The organism is Micromonospora sp. MGP-C2 (genome assembly GCF_057766525.1).
Genome location: NZ_JBYMEN010000002.1, coordinates 6,028,720 through 6,047,004, shown reverse-complemented (window position 1 = coordinate 6,047,004; position 18,285 = coordinate 6,028,720). Strand labels below are relative to the sequence as shown.

Here is an 18,285-nt window from a genome sequence, read left to right as displayed (position 1 = left end):
TGTCAGGCCGCCGCCCGTAGCGCGCTCTCCACCCGTTGGCGCAGATCGTCAAGGTCGACGCCGGACTCGGTGAGCACCTGCGCGCCCAGCCCGTGACCTTCACGGAGGACGCCCAGCAGGATGTGCTCGGTGCCGATGTGCTTGTGGCGCAGGCGCAGCGCCTCCCGCAGGGACAGCTCCAGCACCTTCTTGGACCGGGGTGAGAACGGGCCGCCGAGGAACCGCTTGCGCCCCCAGCGACGACGCGGCGCCGGCACGGCCTCGCGCAGCGCGTCCGGGCCGAAGGACTGCTCGATGCGGGCCACGATCGCCGCCAGGTCGATGCCGATCTCCCGCAGGGCCGCCGCGTCCGCGTCGCCGAGGCCCGCGCCACCGCTGACGGTGTGCCGGCGGACGCGCTCGCGCAGGTCGTCGGCGCGCACGCCCGCGTCGGCGAGCACCCGGCTGGCCAGGCCCGCGTCGTCGGCGAGCAGGGCGAGCAGCAGGTGCTCGGTGCCGACCGGCCGTTGGCCCTCGACCCGTGCCTCCTCCAGCGCCCGGCGCACCACGTCGCGCGCCCGGTCGGTGAACCGTTCGAACATCACGCCTCCCAGGATTGGTTGACCGCCGGTCGCCCGGCGTGCTTCTTGTGCACCGCCTGCCGGCTGACCTCGAGCGCGTCGGCGATCTCCTGCCAGGACCAGCCCTGTCGACGGGCGTTGTCCACCTGGACCACCTCGAGCCGCTCGAGCAGCCGGCGCAGCGCGCGGACGGCGCGCAGCCCGACCCGGGGGTCGGTGCTGCCGGCTGCCGCCGCGAGTTCTGTCGCCTGACTCATGCCGTCAACATACGTTGACAGCGCCATCATTGTCAACCCTGGTTGACGGACGACGGTGACGTAACGAGAACCGCCCCGCCGCCGAAACCATCCGACTAGCCTCGGTCAGGACAGGCTGGTCGTGCCGGGCGCGACGCCCGGGAGGTGATATCGGATGGCCGCACCCGCCGACGCACCGGTGCTGGTCGGCCTCGGGTCGGACCTCGACCTTCCGGTCGTCGCACAGGCCGCGCAGGAGGCCGCTGGCCACGGCCGGCCACTGCACCTGCTGCACACCTTCGACTGGCAGGCTGCCTTCGCGGCGGACACCGTCGCCGCACCCCGCGACCGGGCCGAGCAACTGATCACACAGGCTGCCCAACTCGCCCACCAGACCGAGCCAGGGCTGACCGTTGGCGCTGAGATCGTCGAGAGCGCCCTGCTGCCCACCCTCATCCGGCGGTCCGAGACGGCATTCCTGCTCGCGGTCGGTGACAGTGGCATGGCCGGCAGCGGCCAGTGCATCCCGGCCGAGACGTCTGCCGTGCAGTTGGCCGCGCGGGCCGGCTGCCCGCTGATGGTCGTCCGCCGCGAACCGCCGCCGCAGGGGCCGGTGCTGGTCGGCGTGGACGGCTCACCCAGCTCACATCTGGCCCTGCAGTGGGCCGTGGAGTGCGCGGCCCGCAGGGACGCCCGACTGCTGGCCCTGCGGGTGGTGGAGTACGACGAGGACACCGACGCGGTCGCCGAGCAGCTCAGCGAGGCGCTCGCCCGGCACACCGATCTCCACGGCGGGGTGCCCACCGAGTGCCGCGTCGTCCGAGGCGATCCCGCCGAGGTGCTGATCGACATGTCCCGCTCGGCACAGGTGGCGGTGGTCGCCGCCCGTGGCGACGAACCGGGCCGAGCCATGCTGGGGGCCGTGGCCCAGTCCCTGCTCTACCACTCCCCAGCCCCGGTGGTCGTCGTCCGCGGTCTGGCCGAGAAGCCGCTCACCGGGCACACTGCCCGCCCGGCCCGGGACCAACGGCCCTGACCACCGGCGACCGCAGCGACGAGACTGGACGCCGGACGCCCACCCGACCCGCGAGAGGCTTACGCAGCATGGATTCTGCTGTTGACCTGCACAGCCCTCTGACCGAAGACGAACTGCGTCGGCTGGACGCCTACTGGCGCGCCGCGAACTACCTCACCGTCGGGCAGATCTACCTGCTGGACAACCCGCTGCTGCGGGAGCCGTTGACAGTCGACGACGTCAAGCCGAGGCTGCTCGGTCACTGGGGCACCAGCCCCGGCCTCAACCTGATCTACGCCCACCTCAACCGGGTGATCGTGGCGCGCGACGTCAACGCCATGCTGGTCACCGGCCCCGGCCACGGCGGTCCGGCCATCGTGGCCAACACCTGGCTGGAGGGCACCTGGTCCGAGCGCTACCACGACGTGGCGCGCGACGAGGCCGGGATGTCCAAGCTGTTCCGCCAGTTCTCCTTCCCGGGCGGCATCCCCAGCCACGTGGCGGCGGACGTGCCAGGTTCGATCCACGAGGGCGGTGAGTTGGGGTACGCGCTGAGCCACGCTTACGGCGCCGCGTTCGACCACCCGGACCTCGTGGTGGCCTGTGTAATCGGCGACGGTGAGGCGGAGACCGGGCCACTGGCCGGCAGTTGGCTCTCCAACGTGTTCCTCAACCCGGCGCGCGACGGGGCGGTGCTGCCCATCCTGCACCTCAACGGCTACAAGATCGCCAACCCGACCGTGCTGTCCCGGATCCCCGAGGCCGACCTGCTCGACCTGATGCGCGGCTCGGGCTACCAGCCGTACGTGGTGGCCGGCGACGACCCGGCGCAGGTGCATGGCACGCTCGCCGCGACGATGGACCGGGCACTGGACGAGATCGCCGAGATCCAGCGGCGGGCCCGCTCCGGTGGCGTCGTCGAACGCCCCCGCTGGCCGATGATCATCCTGCGGACGCCGAAGGGCTGGACCGGTCCCGCCGAGGTCGACGGCATCCAGGTGGAGGGCACCTACCGTGCCCACCAGGTGCCGCTGTCGGGCGTACGCGACAACCCGGCGCACCTGGCCGAGCTGGAGCAGTGGCTGCGCAGCTACCGGCCGGAGGAGCTGTTCGACGCCACCGGTGCACCGGTCGACGAACTGCGGACGCTGCCGCCGCGTGGTGACCGGCGGATGAGCGCCAACCCGGTCACCAACGGCGGCCTGGTGCTGCGTGACCTGGCCCTGCCAGACTTCCGCGACTACGGCGTGGAGGTCCCCGAGCCGGGCACCCCGATGGCCGGCGCGACCGGCGTGCTGGGTCCGTGGATCCGCGACGTGATCAGCGCCAACCCGCAGACGTTCCGACTGTTCGGCCCGGACGAGGTCGCCTCCAACCGACTGGGCGCTGCCTTCGAGGTGACCGACCGGGCGTGGGTGGCCGCGACCGTGCCCGGCGACGACCACCTCTCGCCCGACGGCCGGGTCATGGAGGTGCTCTCCGAGCATCTATGCCAGGGCTGGTTGGAGGGTTATCTCCTGACCGGCCGGCACGGCGTGTTCACCAGCTACGAGGCGTTCATCCACATCGTCGACTCGATGCTCAACCAGCACGCCAAGTGGCTGAAGGTGACCCGGGCCATCCCGTGGCGGCAGCCGCTCGCCTCGCTGAACTACCTGCTGTCCAGCCATGTCTGGCGGCAGGACCACAACGGCTTCTCGCACCAGGACCCGGGCTTCATCGACCACGTGGTCAACAAGAAGGCCGAGGTGGTGCGGGTCTACCTGCCGCCGGACGCCAACACCCTGCTCGCCACGATGGACCACTGCCTACGCAGCCGGCACTACATCAACGTGGTGGTGGCCGGCAAGCAACCGTCGCCGAACTGGCTGACGATGACCGAGGCGATCCAGCACACCCGCCGCGGCCTGGGCATTTGGGACTGGGCCAGCAACGACGACGGCAGCGAGCCGGACGTGGTGCTCGCCTGCTGCGGGGACGTGCCCACCCTGGAGACGCTGGCCGCCGCCGAACTGCTGCGCCAGCACCTGCCGGAGCTGAAGGTGCGACTGGTCAACGTCGTCGACCTGATGCGGCTCCAGCCGGACACCGAACACCCGCACGGCCTGCCGGACAAGGAATTCGACACCATCTTCACCCCGGACCGGCCGATCATCTTCGCTTACCACGGTTATCCGTGGCTGATCCACCGACTCACCTACCGGCGTACCAACCATGACAACCTGCACGTGCGCGGCTACAAGGAGGAGGGCACCACCACCACCCCGTTCGACATGGTGATGCTCAACGACCTGGACCGCTTCCACCTGGTCATCGACGTCATCGACCGGGTGCCCGGGTTGGGCGCCCGGGCCGCGCACCTGCGCCAACGGATGGTCGATGCCCGACAGGCTGCCCGCGACTACACCCGCCAGTACGGCGAGGACGACCCGCAGGTCGCCGAGTGGCGCTGGGTCCGCGAAACCGACCCGACCAACCCCTGAAGGAGGACGACGTGCGCGACGCGGAGATCCTGGTCGGCTACGACGGCTCGACCGACGCCTCGGTGGCTCTCGACTGGGCGCTGGAGGAGGCGCGGCACAGCGGCCAACCGGTGCGGCTGGCGTACGTCTTCGAGTGGTTGACAGTGGCCAGCTGGGTCGGCCCCGGCGTGGCGCCCGGGGTCTGGCCGGACGACACCGCCCGCCGGCAGGTCGAGGAGCTGGTCCGCAAGGCGGCGGCCGACGCCGCCGCCGCGAACCCCGGCCTGCGGATCACCGGCGAGGTGTACGACGGGCCGCCCGCCCTGGTGTTGCAGGAACGCTCAGCGGAGGCGGGCATGCTGGTGCTCGGCAGCCGGGGTCACGGTGGCTTCGGTGGTCTGCTGGCCGGGTCGACGGCGATATCGGTCGCCGCGCACGCCCACTGCCCGGTCGTCGTGGTCCGGGACGGGGTCGGCAGCGCTCCGGTCGACGCGTCGACCGGCCGGGTGGCCGTCGGTGTGGACGGCTCGGGACCGTCGCTGGTGGCGCTCGGCTTCGCTGCCGAACGGGCGGCGCAGCGCCAGGTGCCGCTGCGCGTCCTGCACGCCTGGACACCGGGCCCCGGCGGGGCGGCCGGTGTGCCCGACGAGCAGGCCGCTGTGGAGCAGTCGCTGGAGCCGTGGCGGCGGACGTTCCCCGATCTGGCCGTGACTGTCGACCTGGTCCCTGCCAGCCCGGCGGCGATGCTGATCGAGGCGAGCCGCGACGCGCGGCTGGTGGTGGTCGGCAGCCGGGGCCGGGGCGGGCTGGCCGGGATGCTGCTCGGCTCGGTCAGCCAACAGCTCATCCAGCACGCCAACTGCCCGGTGGCGGTGGTCCGGGAACGCTGACCTCCGCCGACCTGGAGCGCCGTACCCACGGTGTCGAGGGTTTTGGACCGACCTCGGCGGGCGGACCGGCCCGCCGAGGTCGGGACCTGTGGCCCTGCGGTGACACCACCGGTATGCCACACGATGGTGCGGCAACCCCCGCACCACAGCCGTGTCGTGAGGCACGATGAGCAGAGACGGAAAGGTCGTGACCATGAGTCAGGAGAACCAGCTGACCACCGCGCTGGCGGAGGCCGCCGCCACCGCCGGCCACGCCCCCTCGGTGCACAACACCCAGCCGTGGCGTTGGCGGGTGCTGCCCGACGCGCTGGAGCTGCGCTCGGTCGCCGATCGGCAGCTCGCCGCCTCCGACCCGGAGGGTCGGCTGCTCGCGATCAGCTGTGGCACCGCCCTGCACCACGCACGGCTCGCGCTGGCGGCCGAGGGGTGGCGCGCCGTGGTGGAGCGACTGCCCGACCCGGGCGACAGCGAGCTGCTGGCCCGACTGACCGACCTGAGCCAGACAAAGGCGGACCCGGACGCCATGCACATGGTGCAGTGCATGCAGGTCCGGCACACCGACCGGCGGCCGGTCAGCGACGAGCCGGTGCCGTCCACGGCGATCGAGCAGATCACCCGGGCGGTCAACGCGGAGGGCTGCCGGTTGCAGATCCTCGACCGCGACCAGGTGCTGGAGCTGGCCGCGACCGCCAGTCACGCCGACACGATCGAGGCCGAGGACCCGGAGCTGCGCGCAGAGCTGCGTTACTGGACCAGCCGCGCCGGCGAGGGCACCGGCCTGCCGGCGGAGGTGCTGCCCGAACAGCCGCCGCAGACCACAGTGCCGGGTCGCGACTTCGGCCGCCCCGGCAGCCTGCCCGTGAGTCCCGGCCACGACCGCATGGCGGTGTACGCGATCCTGCACGGCGACGAGGACGAGCGGGACAGCTGGTTGCGTGCCGGGGAGGCGCTGTCCGCCGGTTGGCTGACCGCCACTCGGCTCGGCGTGTCGGTGGTGCCGCTCAGCGCCGCGGTGGAGGTGCCAGGCACCCGGCAGACCCTGCGGCAGATGCTCTCCGTGATCGGCTACCCGTACATCGTGCTGCGGTTGGGCATCGCGGACCCGGCACACTCGGGCCCACCGCACACGCCGCGACTGACCGCCGCGCAGGTGGTCGACACCTCCGCGGTGCGCGGCGGGCAGGGCTGACGGGACGGTCAGCCGGCGAGCACCGCGGCCTCCCGGGCCGGGTCCAGCCCTATCGAGCTGTGCAGCGGTCGCCCGGCCCGGGAGGGCACAGTGCCGACCTCGCGTAGCCACCGCCAGGTGTCGTCGACAGTCTCGGTCACCGGCCGGCAGGTCAACCCGGCGGCGAGAGCGCGGGTCACGTCCCGCTCCAGCAGCCCCCGGTACGGGTGGCCGGTCGGCAGCCAGATCGGCAGATCGCTCCACGCCTGCACACCGGCGGCGAGGATCGTCGCCGGATCGGTCCAGCGCAACCGGGCGTCGGCACCGGTAGCAGCCACACACGCCTCGAGCAGCTCACCCATCGTGGTCTGCCCGGGACGACCGACCGCGTTGAACGTGCCACCCAACCGCCGGGCGCCCGCGTCCAGCATCCACCCCGCCAGATCGCGAACGTCGACGTACTGCACCGGCAGGTCGACCGGCCCGGGCGCGAGCACGTCGCCGCCGCGCTCGATGCGCCGCAACCACCACGGCAACCGGCCGATGTCCTCCCCCGGGCCCAGGATCAACCCGGCCCGGGCGACCAGCGCGCGGTCGCCGAAAACCTCCCGCACGGCACGCTCGGCACCGGCCTTGAGCTGCGGGTAGTCGCCGTCGACGGCGCCCGGGTCGGCGTCCACCACCGGGGAGTTCTCGCTCAACCCGCGCGCGGCCGGGTCGGTGTAGACCGACCCGCTGGACACGTACACGTAGTGGCCGACCGCGTCGACCAGGACGCGGGCGGCGTCGCGGGCAGCGCGCGGCGCGCCGTCCCAGGTGTCCACCACCAGGTCCCACTCGCCGCCCGCCAGCGCCGCCAGACCGCCTGGCGAGGTGCGGTCACCCCGCAACCGGTGTACGCCCGGGGGGACCGAGCCGTGCAGACCTCTGTTGAACACGGTCACCGACCAACCCCGCCGCACGGCCTCGGTGACCGTCGCCCCGCCCACGAAACCCGTACCACCCAGCACCAGCAGTCTCATGCGCCCCACAGTGCCGCCGCGGCCCGGCGGGCGGCACCCCGTTTCACCGGTAGCGGATCTGCCCGTGGCAGAACCCGCCCGGTGCGTGGCCGTCGCGGTGCGCGATCCCGCGGCACCCTCGTCCAGAATGCAGGAAAGCCGCCCAGGGCATGGTCAACGGAGCTGCCGATTGCGAAACTGCTTCAATCTGCGTGAGCACAACCCGGACGGAGCAGGGAATGTCCAGCACACCGCTGTCCCTGCCGCAGCCATCCGCACGGGCGCCCGAGTTCGGCCGGGACGCGCTCATCGTCTGCGAGAACCTGGTGCGGATCTACCAGACCGGTTCGATCGAGGTGCAGGCACTGCAGGGGCTGGACCTGGCCGTGGAGAGCGGTGAGCTGGTCGCCGTCGTCGGTGCCTCCGGGTCGGGCAAGTCGACGCTGCTCTCCATCCTGGCCGGCATCGACGCCCCCACCGCCGGGCGGGTCCGGGTCGAGAAGTGGAATCTGCTGGCGATGTCCCGCGCGGACCGGGTGGACTACCGGCGGCACACCGTCGGGTTCGTACGGCAGCAGACGGCGAGCAACCTGATCCCCTACCTGACCGCACGGGAGATGGTGGACCTGCCGATGACGGCGGCCCGCACCGCGATCAAGGAGCGCCGGGCGCGCGCGGCCGAACTGCTGGACAGCCTCGGTGTCGCCGACTGCGCCGATCGGCGCCCCGGGCAGCTCTCCGGAGGGCAGCAGATGCGGGTCGCGATCGCGGTGGCGCTGGCCAACAAGCCGCGGGTCCTGCTCGCCGACGAGCCGACCGGCGAGCTGGACGCCGCCACGTCCGCCGAGGTCTTCGGCGTCCTGCGGGACGTCAACCGACGCTACGGCGTCACCGTTGTCGTCGTGACCCACGATCCGGAGGTCAGCAGCCAGGTCGAACGGACCGTCGCGATCCGGGATGGACGCACCAGCAGCGAGGTGCTGCGCCGCACCACCACCGACGCCGAGGGCGACACGCATGTGATCGCCGAGGAGTACGCCGTGATGGACCGGGCCGGTCGGGTCCAGGTGCCCCGTGAGTTCCGCCAGGCGCTGGCGCTGACCCGACGGGTCCGGCTGGCCCTGGAACCCGACCACATCACGATCCGCCCCGACTCGGGAAGCGGCGAATGAGCAGCGAGCCGTTGCTCAGCGTGCGCGGCGTACACCGGCGCTTCCGCACCGGGCCGACCGTCGTACACGCCCTGCGCGGCGTGTCGTTCGACGTGGCCGCCGGTTCGATGGTGGCGCTCGTCGGCCGGTCCGGCTCGGGCAAGACCACCCTGCTCAACGTCATCGGCGGCCTGGACCGCCCGGACGCCGGCACCGTGCACGTCGACGGCAGCGACGTCACCGCGCTCGACGAGGACGGCCTGTCCCGGCTGCGGCGCGAGAAGGTGTCGTACGTCTTCCAGAGCTTCGGGTTGATCCCGGTGCTGTCGGCCGCAGAGAACGTCGCCGCCCCGCTGCGGATGGCCCGCGTAGCCCCGACCGAGCGCGAGCGGCGGGTCGAGCTGCTGCTGGAACTGGTCGGCCTGGCCGACCACGCCCAGCAGCGGCCGGCCGAGCTGTCCGGTGGCCAGCAGCAGCGGGTGGCGATCGCCCGCGCGCTGGCCGCCTCGCCCCGGCTCCTGCTCGCCGACGAGCCCACCGGGCAACTGGACGCCGAGACGGGCCTGTCGGTGATGGCCCTGCTGCGCGGGATATCCGAATCCGAAGGCGTCACCGTGCTGGTGTCGACGCACGACGCGGTGATGATGGCCCTGGCCGACCGGGTGATCCGCATCCACGACGGGCACCTCGACGAACAGGCGACCGGGCAGCCGTACGAGTCCGTGCCAGACGCCGGATGACCCGACGATGCTGAGGCTGGTCAGCCGGCGCGCCCGCGCGCAGTGGCCGTTGCTGGCAGCCCTCCTCGGGGTCGTCACGATCGGCGCGACACTCCTGGGCACCTGCACCCTGCTGGTCACCCGCACCGCCGAGCAGGCGCTGGAGGTCGCCATGGCCCGCGCCGCCCCCGCTGCCGTCGACGTGACCGTCTACACCGGCACCGTCGAGGGCGGGGACACGCGGTCCGTCGCCGCCGACACCCGCACCGTGGTGGCCTCCGCGCTCGCACCGTTCCCGGTGACGACGACCGCGCGGGCGTCGACGGTGCTGCGAGCGCTGCCGCCCACGCTCGCCAAGGGCACCACCGTCGGAGCCCAGGCGTACCTGTCCGGGCTGGACGACCTGCCGGCCCGCGCCGAGCTGGTCACCGGGCGCTGGCCACAGCACCCTGGCGACGCGGTGCTGCTGGAGTCCACCGCCCACCTGCTCGGCCTCACCCCCGGTCACCGGGTGCGCCTGGGCGCCGAGCTGGCCCACCCGCCCGTCCCGGCCATCGACCTGACAGTCGTCGGTGTCGTACGACCGCTGGCGGGGCGCGGCTGGGAACGCGACCCGCTGGCCGCGGCCGGCTCCGCCACCGGCTATCGGGACGGCCGCTTCCTGCAGCCGGTCAACGCCTACGGCCCGTTCCTCGTCGACCTCGCCGACCTGGTCACCACCGGTGCCACAGTGGACCGGATGGAGGTCACCGCCCATCCGGACCTGTCCCACGCCAACCGCCACGACCTGGAGACCGCGGCCGGGGCCGTCGGCGGCGCCGACCGCCGGTTGGCCGGCACCCTCGGCGACCGTGTCACGCTCGCCCGTGTCGCCTCCGACCTGCCGCTGACCCTGCGGGCCGCCGACGACCAACGGCACGTCACCGCCGCCGTCGTGCTCGCCATCGCCGCCCTCGGCGGTGTCCTGGCCGCGACAGCACTCGTCCTCGCCGGCCGGCTGACAGCGGGCATACGCGCCGACGAGACCGCCCTGCGGTCCGCCCTGGGCACCAGCCGTCGCCAACTCGCCGCCACCGCGACACTCGAGGCCGGGCTCGTCGCCGCCGTCGCCGCAGCGCTCGCGACACCGGCCTCGTCGGCCCTGCACGCCGGCCTGACCCACCTGCCGCCGCTGGACGGCGCCGGCCTGACCGTCCGGCCGGCCATCGCCGGTGCCCAGGTCCTCGCGGTCGCCGGCGGCGCGCTGGTGCTCGCCGCCGCCCTCATCGTCCTGGCGATCCGGCCCGTCCCGGCAGCCGGGGATCGGGGCACCCGCCGCGAACTGCTGGCCCGATCCGGCGCCGACCTGATGCTCGCGGTGTTCGCCGCCGCCGGATGGTGGCAGCTGTACGCGCAGCCCACCGCCGCCAGCCCACGCGCCGATGCCGTCCGGGTGCTCGCGCCCGCGCTGCTGCTCACCGCAGGCGCCGCCCTGGCTCTCCGCGTGGTGATGCCCGCCCTGCGCGGCGCCGAACGGTTGGCGTACCGCGCCCGTGGGCTGGCGCTTCCGCTGGCGGCTTCCGAGGCCGCCCGCCGGCCACAGGCGGTCGCCGCCGGGCTGCTCGTCGGACTGGCCTGCGCGGCCGGGACCTTCGGTCTCGCCTTCGACAGCACGTGGCACCAGTCGCAGCGCGACCAGGCCGCGCTCTCCGTCGGCACCGACCTGGCACTCACCCTCAGCACGGCGCCGGTCGCCGGAGAGGGCGCGGTCGTCAGCGCGGTCACCGCGGGGGTGGTCAGTCCGGCCCTCGACCGTGGTACCTCCGTCGGTCAGTGGCTCGGCACCGCCGGCGATGCGCCGCGCCTGGTCGCCGTCGACACCACGCGCGCCGACGCGCTGCTGCGCGGGCGGCTGGACAGTGACCGCGGATGGGCGGGCGTCGGCGCCACGCTGGCGCCGCGCACGCGGGTCACCGGCCTCGCCATCGGGAAAGGCGCCCCGCTCGTCCTGAGCGGGACCGCCGACGACGACGCACCGCTCACCGTGACGCCCCGGCTGCTGCTGCAGGACGCCAGCGGCCTGCGCACGTCCTGCACCGGTCCCGCCGTACCGCTCGACGGCCAGGACTATCGGCTGCCCGCCTGCGCGACGGCTGACGGGCAGCGCCTCGTCGCTGTCGCCCTGCCGGTCACCGCCGACGCGGTTGGCGGACCCGTCGCCGTGGCCGTCACGCTCACCGTGCCGCCCGCCGCGTCGACGGAGAGATCCACAGACGGATCGGACTGGACCGCCACGTCCGCACCGCCGGTCCCGAGCAAGGTGAGAGACCCGAGCGTCATGGTGTCCGCCACGCCGACGGGATCCGCGCTACGGATGGCCGCGACCGTCGACCTCGACGGCGCCGAGGACGCCGCCCGAACGCTCGTCGCCACCGCCTTCCCGGACCCCGGCCCGGTGCCCGTCGCCGTCTCCGCCCGCTTTGCCAGCGAGGTCGGTGCCGAGAACGGCAGCCAGCTCAGCGTCACGGTCGGCATCACGCCCGTCCCGGTCGTCGTCACCGAGGTCGTGCCGACCGTACCGTCCGCCCCCGGCGCCGTCGCCGTCCTGGCCGACCTGGACACGCTGTCCCGCGCACGCGCCGTCACCGGCGACCTGACGTTCCCGGTCGACGCCTGGTGGGTCGGCCACCCAGCCGGTCCCGGTGCCGCCGAACGGGCCACCGCCCTGCACCTGGGCACCGTCGCGACCCGCGAGGCGGAGACCGCCCGCCTCACCGGCGGCCCGCTGCGCGCCGGGCTGCCGGCCGCCCTCCGGCTCATCGTCCCGGCCGCGGCCCTGCTGCTGCTCGCCGGCGTCGTCCTGCACGTCACCTGTGATCTACAGGTCCGCGCCGTCGAGGTGGCGCGGCTGCGCGGCCTGGGGATGTCCCGGCGCGGCATCCGGGCCGTGCTGCTCGGCCAGCACGCCGGCGTTCTGCTGCCCCTGCTCGCGGCGGGCGCCGTCGTCGGCGCGCTCGCCACCCGCGTCGTCGCTCCCCTGCTCGTGCGCTCCGACACCGGTGCCGCGCCCGTTCCGGCCACCCAGCCACACTGGCCGTGGCCAGCCGAGGCCGCACTGCTCGCCGTACTGCTGGCCGGATGCATGCTGGCGGTCGCCGTCGTGGTCACCGTCCAGGTCCGCCGGGCCGACGCCGCGCACCTGCGGGTGTCGCCGTGAACCGGTGGCTGACCCGCCGGTGGCCGGCGCTGCACTGGCCCAGCATCCGCGGCCGTGGCCGTACCGACGCGGGGCCACTGCTGCTCACCGCCGTCGTCATCGCGGCCGTCACGCTGCTCGCCGGGGCCGTGCCGGCGCTGCTGCGCGCCGCCGCCGACGACGCCGTCCAGGACACGGTCCGCCGCGCCGGCCACGACTCGAACGTCCTCGTCCACGCCAACTGGGAACGCGACGACGGGCCGACCGGCGGACGGGTCCGGATGCCCCGCCTCGCCGAGGAGCTCGACGACTTCCGCGCCCAGGCGACCTACGCGCTCGGCCCCGACCTGGACGCCGCGCTGCTCCCACCCGTCGCCGCTGTCAACGGCCCGGTCCTCAACATCACCGGCGGCAGCGTGCCGCGTACCTTCCAGTTCACCTACCTGGCCGGTGACCTCGGCGGCCCGGACGTGACCTGGATCGCCGGCAGCCCGCCCGGCCCCACCGTCTCCGACGAGTACGTCGAGACCCGCTACGACGGACCGCCCTGGCCGGTGCAGGTCGGCCTCTCCGAGGAGGACGCCACCGCACTCGATCTCGGCCCCGGCGACCGAATCCCGGTCAGGGACGGCCAGGGTCGCGACAAGGACATCCGGGTCAGCGGGATCTATCGACCGGCGGACAGCGTCGACCCCGCCTGGCTCCTGGCTCCTGCACTCCTGCGCCCCGTGGCCGGCGCCGACGGCGTGGGCATCACCCGGTTCGCCGGCCTGCTGTCGCGCGAGTCGTTGCCGGACGCCCGGCTCGCCGTCGACGAGGACCAACTGCGACGTACCGTCCACTTCGCACCCGTTCCCGACGCGCTCAGCTGGGACGCCACCGCGGCGCTCGCCAGCCAGGTGGTCAAGCTCAAGGCAGCCTCCGGCTCATCAAGCGACCGCGGCCAGACCCTGAAGTGGGAGTCGCAGCTCGACACCGCCCTACGCGACACCCGTACACGGAACAGCGCTGCTTTCGCACTGGCCGCCGTCCTGCTCACCGGAGTGCTGACCGCCACGGCACTGGTCCTGTTGCTCGCCGCCGACCTGCTGGTCCGCCGCCGTACCCCGGTGCTGAGCGCCGCCCGGCAGCGTGGGGCGGCGCTACCCGACCTCGGGGCGGAACTGATCATCGAGTCCACAGTGGTGTCCCTGTCGGCCGCCGCCGTCGGGCTCGCGTTGGCCCGCGCGGCCGCTCCGGGCGTCTCCTGGACCTGGGCCGTCCCCGTGGTCCTGGCTGGCGCCATCGCGGGGCCGGCATTCGGCACCCTCGCCGCCGCCCGCGCCAGCCGCGACCGGCGCCAACCCGCCAACCCGGCCGCCCGACGCTGGATCCGGGCCACCGGCCAACTGCGCCGCGCCGCAGTTGAGGCCGCGGTCCTGATCGCCGCGGTCGCCGCCTTCGTCACACTGCACCAGCGTGGGCTCCTGCCCGTCGCCTCCGACGGCGACACCGCTGAGCTGACCGGCGATCTGATCCTGCCGATCAGCGCCCTCACTCTGGGCGCGCTCGTCGGCGCGCTCGTCCTGCTCCGGCTGCTGCCCCTCGGGGCACGGTTCGCGCTCCGAGGGGCCCTGCGTTCGCGCCGCCCGCTGGCCGTGTTCGGTGCCGCCCAGGCGGCCACAACGGCCGGGCGCGCGCTGCCGTTGCTGGTTCTGGTCAGCACCACGGCGCTCGCGTCGTTCGCGCTCATCCTCGGCACCACCGTCACCCGGGGTCTGGACGACGGCGCGTGGAGCACCGTCGGCGCCGACGCCCGCCTCGACGTCGGCGCCGACGCCGAGGCGGCCACGCCCGCACTCGCCGAGCGCATCGCCGCCGCACCCGGGGTGGGGCAGGTCGTCGTCGCGCAGGTGACCGACTCGGCACGCGTCTTCACCGAATCGACACTGCTCACCCCACGTCTGGTCATCGTGGACGCCGCCGCGTTCCAGCGTCTGCTGGCCACCACTCCGCTGCCCGACGCGCCGGCGCTGGCCCGCCTCACGGCACCCGGCCCTGGCCCCGGGGACGTCCCAGCGCTGGTCCGATCGAGCGACGGCAACCTGCGGACCGGCACGCAGCTGCAGCTATCCCGCGACGGTGCCCCGGCGATTCGTCTCGCCGCGGTCGGTACCGCTCCCTCCGTCGGCGGTGTCGACGACGTCGTCATAGTGGACGCCGAGGCCCTCGCCGACGCCGGGCTGCCCGCCGTTCCGAACACCGTCTGGGTGACCGGCCCCGGCGCGTCGCGGGCCTTGTCGAACACCGGCGTAGCCGCCGATGTCGTGCTGCGCACGGACGTCCTGCGGGCGCAGCGAGTGGCTCCGCTGACCGCTGGGCTGCTACGGCTGGCGTGGACGGCCGCCGCGGTGCTGCTGGCGCTGGGGTTGCTCGGCCTCACGCTCGCCGCCGCCGCCGGCGCGTCGGAGCGGTGGCAGACCCTGACCCGGCTGCGGACCCTCGGCCTGCGGCCGCGCGACGCCCGCTGGGTCGCCGCCGGAGAGCTGCTGCCGCCGGTCGTGGTCGTTGCGGTGTGCGGCCCGCCACTCGGGGCCCTGCTCGCACGCCTGACTCTCGGCCCGCTCGACCTGCGGCTGCTCACCGGCCACGCCACCGAACCTGCGGCGGTGCTGCCGTGGTGGCTGCTGGGCCTGGTGAGCGTGGCGCTGCTGGCGACGGCCGCCGCGGTCATACCTGTCGAGTCGGCGCTGCGGCGACGGCACCGGCTGAGCGAGGTTCTCCGCGCCGGTGAGTAGCCGGTTACTGGCAGACCGGGCGGAGCCCGGCGGCCAGGGTGGTGGGCGATACTGGGTTTGAACCAGTGACCTCTTCCGTGTCAAGGAAGCGCGCTCCCACTGCGCCAATCGCCCGTGGTGGCCCCGTGGGGCACATCGCGAGCGGACGACGGGATTCGAACCCGCGACCCTCACCTTGGCAAGGTGATGCGCTACCAGCTGCGCTACGTCCGCACGTCCCCGACAACCGCCGGCGACAGGTGAACTCTACCTGACGCCAAGATCGCTTGGCGCGGCACCCTGCGCGGTTGCGGTTGCACTGGTCGCCGGCGGGGTATTGAGGAATCTCGACAGCACACCACACCCCCTTAAGGAGGCTGTCGTGGGTATCGGCACCAGCATCTTCCTCATCGCGCTCGGCGCGATTCTCACCTTCGCGCTGGATGCGAGCGTCGGCGGCATCGACCTGGACGTGGTCGGCTGGATCCTGATGGGAGCCGGCGTGCTCGGCCTGATCATGACCACGCTGATCTTCAGTCGCCGCCGCCAGGTCGTCACGACCACCGAGCAGCCGGTGGAGTACCGCCAGGTCGAGGAGCGGCGGGACATCGCGCCTCCGCTGTGAGGGCTCAACGTCACGGGCCGGCCGCCTCGATCGAGGTGGTCGGCCCGTGCGCGCCACACCCCACTCAGTCCAGGCAGGTGAGCGCGACCTCGGCGTAGCGCGTCAGCGCCGCCCGGTCCGGGTTGATGGCGCCCATCACCCGAAGACCCTGGAGGCTGGTCACCAGGAAGCCGGCCAGATCGGTGGCGCTGCGAGCGGACGTGATCTGGCCCGCTGCCGGTACAGGTCGAGCACCGCCAGGTAGAGGCCGTCCTTGCTGCCGAACGCGGCGTAGATCGAGCCGCTGCCCAGGCCGGTGGCCTCGGCGAGGTCGCGCATGGAGGTGCCCTCGTAGCCCTTGGTCCGGAACACCTCCATCGCCGCGTCGCCCTCGGCGCCGAAACCACCGACCTGGCCTCGTTCGTGCCGGCTTGTGCCCGGGTGTCCGGAACCCCGGCGGAGGGCGGGGCCGCGACGGTCGAACGGGAGATTCCGAGCCAGCCTGATCCGCTCGACTTAGCGCAGAACGCGGCGTGCGGGCGAAGCGGAGAGCGCGTAGTCAGCGAACCCGAACGGGTCACGGGGTGCGGAAACCATTGACTACGGGGTTCAGACAGCGTTGTCTTTCACTGGCCCTGGGGAGGTACAACAGTGATCGACGATGTGTCCCTCGTATTCTGCGTGACCGCCGACGTGTCGGTGCGCGAGCGGATGGTGCGGCGCCTGAACGGCCTCGGCACCCTGGTGATCTGCACCGACCTCGCGGAGTTGCAGGCGATGATCGGCCCGCCGGCCAGCAGCCGGCCGGCGCGGCTCTCCACCTCCGCAGCCGTTCCCACTCCCGCCGCAGCCGCTCCCGCCGTCACCGCCGGCCGGACCAGTCTCGGTGACCTCACGATCGACCCGCTCGGCCATCTGGTGACGTGGCGTGGACAACCGCTGGCCCTGACCCGACTCGAGCGCCGCCTGCTCACCCAACTCGCCACGGCACCGCTCGGAGTCTGGACGTACGAGAGACTCTTCGAGTCGGTCTGGGGCTGCGCGTACCTCGGCGACACGTCGATCCTGCACTCGGCCGTCAAGCGGTTACGCCGCAAACTGCGCGCCGCCGACGACACCCTGCGCGTGCACACCGTTCGCGGGATCGGTTACCGGCTCAGCGTCGGATGAGCCCAGGGGATAAGCAGAACGGCTCGTCACCGGGCTTTCGGTGACGAGCCGTTCTCTGTGGTGGGCGATACTGGGTTTGAACCAGTGACCTCTTCCGTGTCAAGGAAGCGCGCTCCCACTGCGCCAATCGCCCGTGCTTGTTGCCGAGGTGGGGACGGGATTTGAACCCGCGTAGACGGCTTTGCAGGCCGTTGCCTCGCCTCTCGGCCACCCCACCGAGGTTGCCCCCGTCATGCGTGGCGGCAGCTCCGAGCGGACGACGGGATTCGAACCCGCGACCCTCACCTTGGCAAGGTGATGCGCTACCAGCTGCGCTACGTCCGCACGCCCCCGGACGTTCCCGGGTGACGGATGAGAACTTTAGCCGAGCCGGTGAACGACTGCCAACTCGGGGTCGCCTCGGCGCGTCCCGCCCTCGGCGCGGGTGGGATCAGCGCCATCCCGCAGGGCTTCCTAGGGGGCTGCCCTGATGTCGCCATTCGTTGCGGACGGTCACCCTCCGAAACCATTAGGCAATCATCGTCATCATCGTGTCGCAGGTCGCGAGAAGGGTGTACGCGCGCATCAGGTCGTGCCGGCGGACCTCGACGGACACTCCTTGGAGAACGATCGAAGAGGGCCTGAGAAAGTGTCCGGCTTCCGACTGTCGCAGCGCGGATCAGGGTGTCGTGGTAACTGTTCGTGTTCACTCGGATGGGTTACGGTAACGGTCGTGACGAGACGTGCGGCCGAGATCCGCCTGGATGCCCTGCTGCGCACCGCCTGTGACGTGATCGTGGAGCGCGGGCTGGCCAATACCCGAACGGCGGATGTGGCGCAGGCCGCCGGCGTGAGTCAGGCACTGGTTTTCTACCACTTCGCCACCAAGGAGCGGTTGCTCTCACAGGCCTTCGCGTACGCGGTCGAGCAGGATCTCGCCCGACTGGACGTGGTGACCCGGTCCTCGGCCCCACCGCTGACCAAACTCCGCCGGATCCTCAAGCTCTACACCCCGGCCGGCCGGGGCGCCTCGTGGTCGATGTGGATCGACGGCTGGTCCGAGTCGCTGCGTACGCCGGAGTTGGAGAAGGTCTCCCGCCGACTCGACCTGCGCTGGCGTCAGGACCTGGCGGCGGTGATCTCGGCGGGCGTGGCCGACGGCACCTTCCAGTGCGCCGACCCGGACGGGGCCGCCTGGCGGATCAGCGCGGTCATGGACGGCCTCGCCGTCCAACTCGCCGTGCACGACCGGGTGATCTCCCGGCGGCAGTTCGGCGAGTGGGTCCGGCTGGTCACCGCCCGGGAGCTCGGCCTGGACCCCACCGACCTGGACTGAGCCGGGCGGCCAGCGCAATCACCCACACCAGGCCGGGCAAAACGGCTCGGCCCGCCCCGTGGA

The 18,285-nt window shown here is 72.9% G+C and carries 15 protein-coding genes and 5 tRNA genes; 11 read left to right on the top strand and 9 right to left on the bottom strand.

The genetic code is table 11. The features are described from left to right. Positions 1-2: 2 nt before the first annotated feature. A complete protein-coding gene (locus AC3CF1_RS27870; protein ID WP_488451598.1) occupies positions 3-581 on the bottom strand; it encodes a Clp protease N-terminal domain-containing protein in 579 nt (192 codons plus the stop codon). Then, entirely contained in the window at positions 581-817 is a 237-nt protein-coding gene (locus tag AC3CF1_RS27865) for an HTH domain-containing protein (RefSeq protein WP_074318164.1), read from the bottom strand. Before AC3CF1_RS27865 ends, AC3CF1_RS27870 begins: the two co-directional genes overlap by 1 nt. 154 nt (positions 818-971) lie before the next feature. Here AC3CF1_RS27865 and AC3CF1_RS27860 point away from each other — a divergent pair, with 154 nt between their 5' ends. The 4 genes from AC3CF1_RS27860 (at position 972) to AC3CF1_RS27845 (ending at position 6,352) form a co-directional block, all read left to right on the top strand. After that, positions 972-1,832: a universal stress protein gene (locus tag AC3CF1_RS27860; RefSeq protein WP_354980243.1), complete on the top strand. Its 861-nt coding sequence runs from the start codon at positions 972-974 to the stop codon at positions 1,830-1,832. 68 nt (positions 1,833-1,900) lie between these two features. After that, positions 1,901-4,294: a phosphoketolase family protein gene (locus AC3CF1_RS27855; protein ID WP_354980242.1), complete on the top strand. Its 2,394-nt coding sequence runs from the start codon at positions 1,901-1,903 to the stop codon at positions 4,292-4,294. 11 nt (positions 4,295-4,305) lie between these two features. Continuing rightward, positions 4,306-5,163, top strand: coding sequence for a universal stress protein (locus AC3CF1_RS27850; protein ID WP_488451597.1), 858 nt, complete (start codon positions 4,306-4,308; stop codon positions 5,161-5,163). A 193-nt stretch (positions 5,164-5,356) separates the two neighbouring features. After that, the gene (locus AC3CF1_RS27845; protein ID WP_141908413.1) at positions 5,357-6,352 is read left to right on the top strand and encodes an Acg family FMN-binding oxidoreductase; all 996 of its coding nucleotides are present in this window, start codon (positions 5,357-5,359) and stop codon (positions 6,350-6,352) included. An 8-nt stretch (positions 6,353-6,360) separates the two neighbouring features. Here AC3CF1_RS27845 and AC3CF1_RS27840 read toward each other — a convergent pair whose 3' ends face one another. After that, positions 6,361-7,353 (bottom strand): NAD-dependent epimerase/dehydratase family protein, encoded by a 993-nt coding sequence (locus AC3CF1_RS27840; RefSeq protein WP_488451595.1) that lies wholly within the window; start codon positions 7,351-7,353, stop codon positions 6,361-6,363. Between the two features lie 218 nt (positions 7,354-7,571). Between AC3CF1_RS27840 and AC3CF1_RS27835 the strand changes: the two genes are divergently transcribed. From AC3CF1_RS27835 to AC3CF1_RS27820, 4 genes are read left to right on the top strand one after another with little or no spacing between them, the layout of a single operon-like run. Then, positions 7,572-8,504 (top strand): ABC transporter ATP-binding protein, encoded by a 933-nt coding sequence (locus AC3CF1_RS27835; protein ID WP_355160086.1) that lies wholly within the window; start codon positions 7,572-7,574, stop codon positions 8,502-8,504. Then, on the top strand, positions 8,501-9,223 hold the full coding sequence (locus AC3CF1_RS27830; RefSeq protein ID WP_354980236.1) for an ABC transporter ATP-binding protein: 723 nt from the start codon (positions 8,501-8,503) through the stop codon (positions 9,221-9,223). The genes AC3CF1_RS27835 and AC3CF1_RS27830 overlap by 4 nt, the downstream gene beginning before the upstream one ends. A 7-nt stretch (positions 9,224-9,230) precedes the next feature. Then, positions 9,231-12,398, top strand: coding sequence for an FtsX-like permease family protein (locus tag AC3CF1_RS27825; protein WP_488451594.1), 3,168 nt, complete (start codon positions 9,231-9,233; stop codon positions 12,396-12,398). Then, complete coding sequence (locus AC3CF1_RS27820; protein WP_488451593.1) at positions 12,395-15,154, top strand: FtsX-like permease family protein; 2,760 nt, start codon at positions 12,395-12,397, stop codon at positions 15,152-15,154. Before AC3CF1_RS27825 ends, AC3CF1_RS27820 begins: the two co-directional genes overlap by 4 nt. Positions 15,155-15,193: 39 nt before the next feature. On the opposite strand, the gene AC3CF1_RS27815 is transcribed toward AC3CF1_RS27820, so the two are convergent. Next, positions 15,194-15,268 (bottom strand) — tRNA-Val (locus tag AC3CF1_RS27815). A gap of 26 nt (positions 15,269-15,294) precedes the next feature. Next, positions 15,295-15,367 (bottom strand) — tRNA-Gly (locus tag AC3CF1_RS27810). Between the two features lie 148 nt (positions 15,368-15,515). Here AC3CF1_RS27810 and AC3CF1_RS27805 point away from each other — a divergent pair. Then, complete coding sequence (locus AC3CF1_RS27805) at positions 15,516-15,758, top strand: DUF6458 family protein (protein WP_088946900.1); 243 nt, start codon at positions 15,516-15,518, stop codon at positions 15,756-15,758. A 159-nt stretch (positions 15,759-15,917) separates the two neighbouring features. Here the strand turns inward: AC3CF1_RS27805 and AC3CF1_RS27800 are convergent, their stop codons facing one another. Then, complete coding sequence (locus AC3CF1_RS27800; RefSeq protein WP_355162339.1) at positions 15,918-16,115, bottom strand: TetR/AcrR family transcriptional regulator; 198 nt, start codon at positions 16,113-16,115, stop codon at positions 15,918-15,920. 333 nt (positions 16,116-16,448) lie between these two features. On the opposite strand from AC3CF1_RS27800, the gene AC3CF1_RS27795 reads away from it, so the two are divergent. Next, on the top strand, positions 16,449-16,907 hold the full coding sequence (locus tag AC3CF1_RS27795; protein ID WP_396688794.1) for a winged helix-turn-helix domain-containing protein: 459 nt from the start codon (positions 16,449-16,451) through the stop codon (positions 16,905-16,907). 58 nt (positions 16,908-16,965) lie between these two features. Here the strand turns inward: AC3CF1_RS27795 and AC3CF1_RS27790 are convergent. From AC3CF1_RS27790 to AC3CF1_RS27780, 3 genes are all read right to left on the bottom strand, one after another. Continuing rightward, a tRNA-Val gene (locus tag AC3CF1_RS27790) sits at positions 16,966-17,040 on the bottom strand. Between the two features lie 13 nt (positions 17,041-17,053). Continuing rightward, positions 17,054-17,124 (bottom strand) — tRNA-Cys (locus tag AC3CF1_RS27785). Between the two features lie 34 nt (positions 17,125-17,158). Next, a tRNA-Gly gene (locus AC3CF1_RS27780) sits at positions 17,159-17,231 on the bottom strand. 388 nt (positions 17,232-17,619) lie between these two features. On the opposite strand from AC3CF1_RS27780, the gene AC3CF1_RS27775 reads away from it, so the two are divergent. Next, the gene (locus AC3CF1_RS27775) at positions 17,620-18,222 is read left to right on the top strand and encodes a TetR/AcrR family transcriptional regulator (RefSeq protein ID WP_088946899.1); all 603 of its coding nucleotides are present in this window, start codon (positions 17,620-17,622) and stop codon (positions 18,220-18,222) included. Positions 18,223-18,285: the final 63 nt, after the last annotated feature.

Coding starts and splice junctions, on each gene's coding strand:
- AC3CF1_RS27870 (WP_488451598.1), bottom strand. CDS start 581: ATGTTCGAACGGTTCACCGACCGGGCGCGCGACGTGGTGCGCCGGGCG.
- AC3CF1_RS27865 (WP_074318164.1), bottom strand. CDS start 817: ATGAGTCAGGCGACAGAACTCGCGGCGGCAGCCGGCAGCACCGACCCC.
- AC3CF1_RS27860 (WP_354980243.1), top strand. CDS start 972: ATGGCCGCACCCGCCGACGCACCGGTGCTGGTCGGCCTCGGGTCGGAC.
- AC3CF1_RS27855 (WP_354980242.1), top strand. CDS start 1,901: ATGGATTCTGCTGTTGACCTGCACAGCCCTCTGACCGAAGACGAACTG.
- AC3CF1_RS27845 (WP_141908413.1), top strand. CDS start 5,357: ATGAGTCAGGAGAACCAGCTGACCACCGCGCTGGCGGAGGCCGCCGCC.
- AC3CF1_RS27840 (WP_488451595.1), bottom strand. CDS start 7,353: ATGAGACTGCTGGTGCTGGGTGGTACGGGTTTCGTGGGCGGGGCGACG.
- AC3CF1_RS27835 (WP_355160086.1), top strand. CDS start 7,572: ATGTCCAGCACACCGCTGTCCCTGCCGCAGCCATCCGCACGGGCGCCC.
- AC3CF1_RS27830 (WP_354980236.1), top strand. CDS start 8,501: ATGAGCAGCGAGCCGTTGCTCAGCGTGCGCGGCGTACACCGGCGCTTC.
- AC3CF1_RS27825 (WP_488451594.1), top strand. CDS start 9,231: ATGCTGAGGCTGGTCAGCCGGCGCGCCCGCGCGCAGTGGCCGTTGCTG.
- AC3CF1_RS27800 (WP_355162339.1), bottom strand. CDS start 16,115: ATGGAGGTGTTCCGGACCAAGGGCTACGAGGGCACCTCCATGCGCGAC.
- AC3CF1_RS27795 (WP_396688794.1), top strand. CDS start 16,449: ATGGTGCGGCGCCTGAACGGCCTCGGCACCCTGGTGATCTGCACCGAC.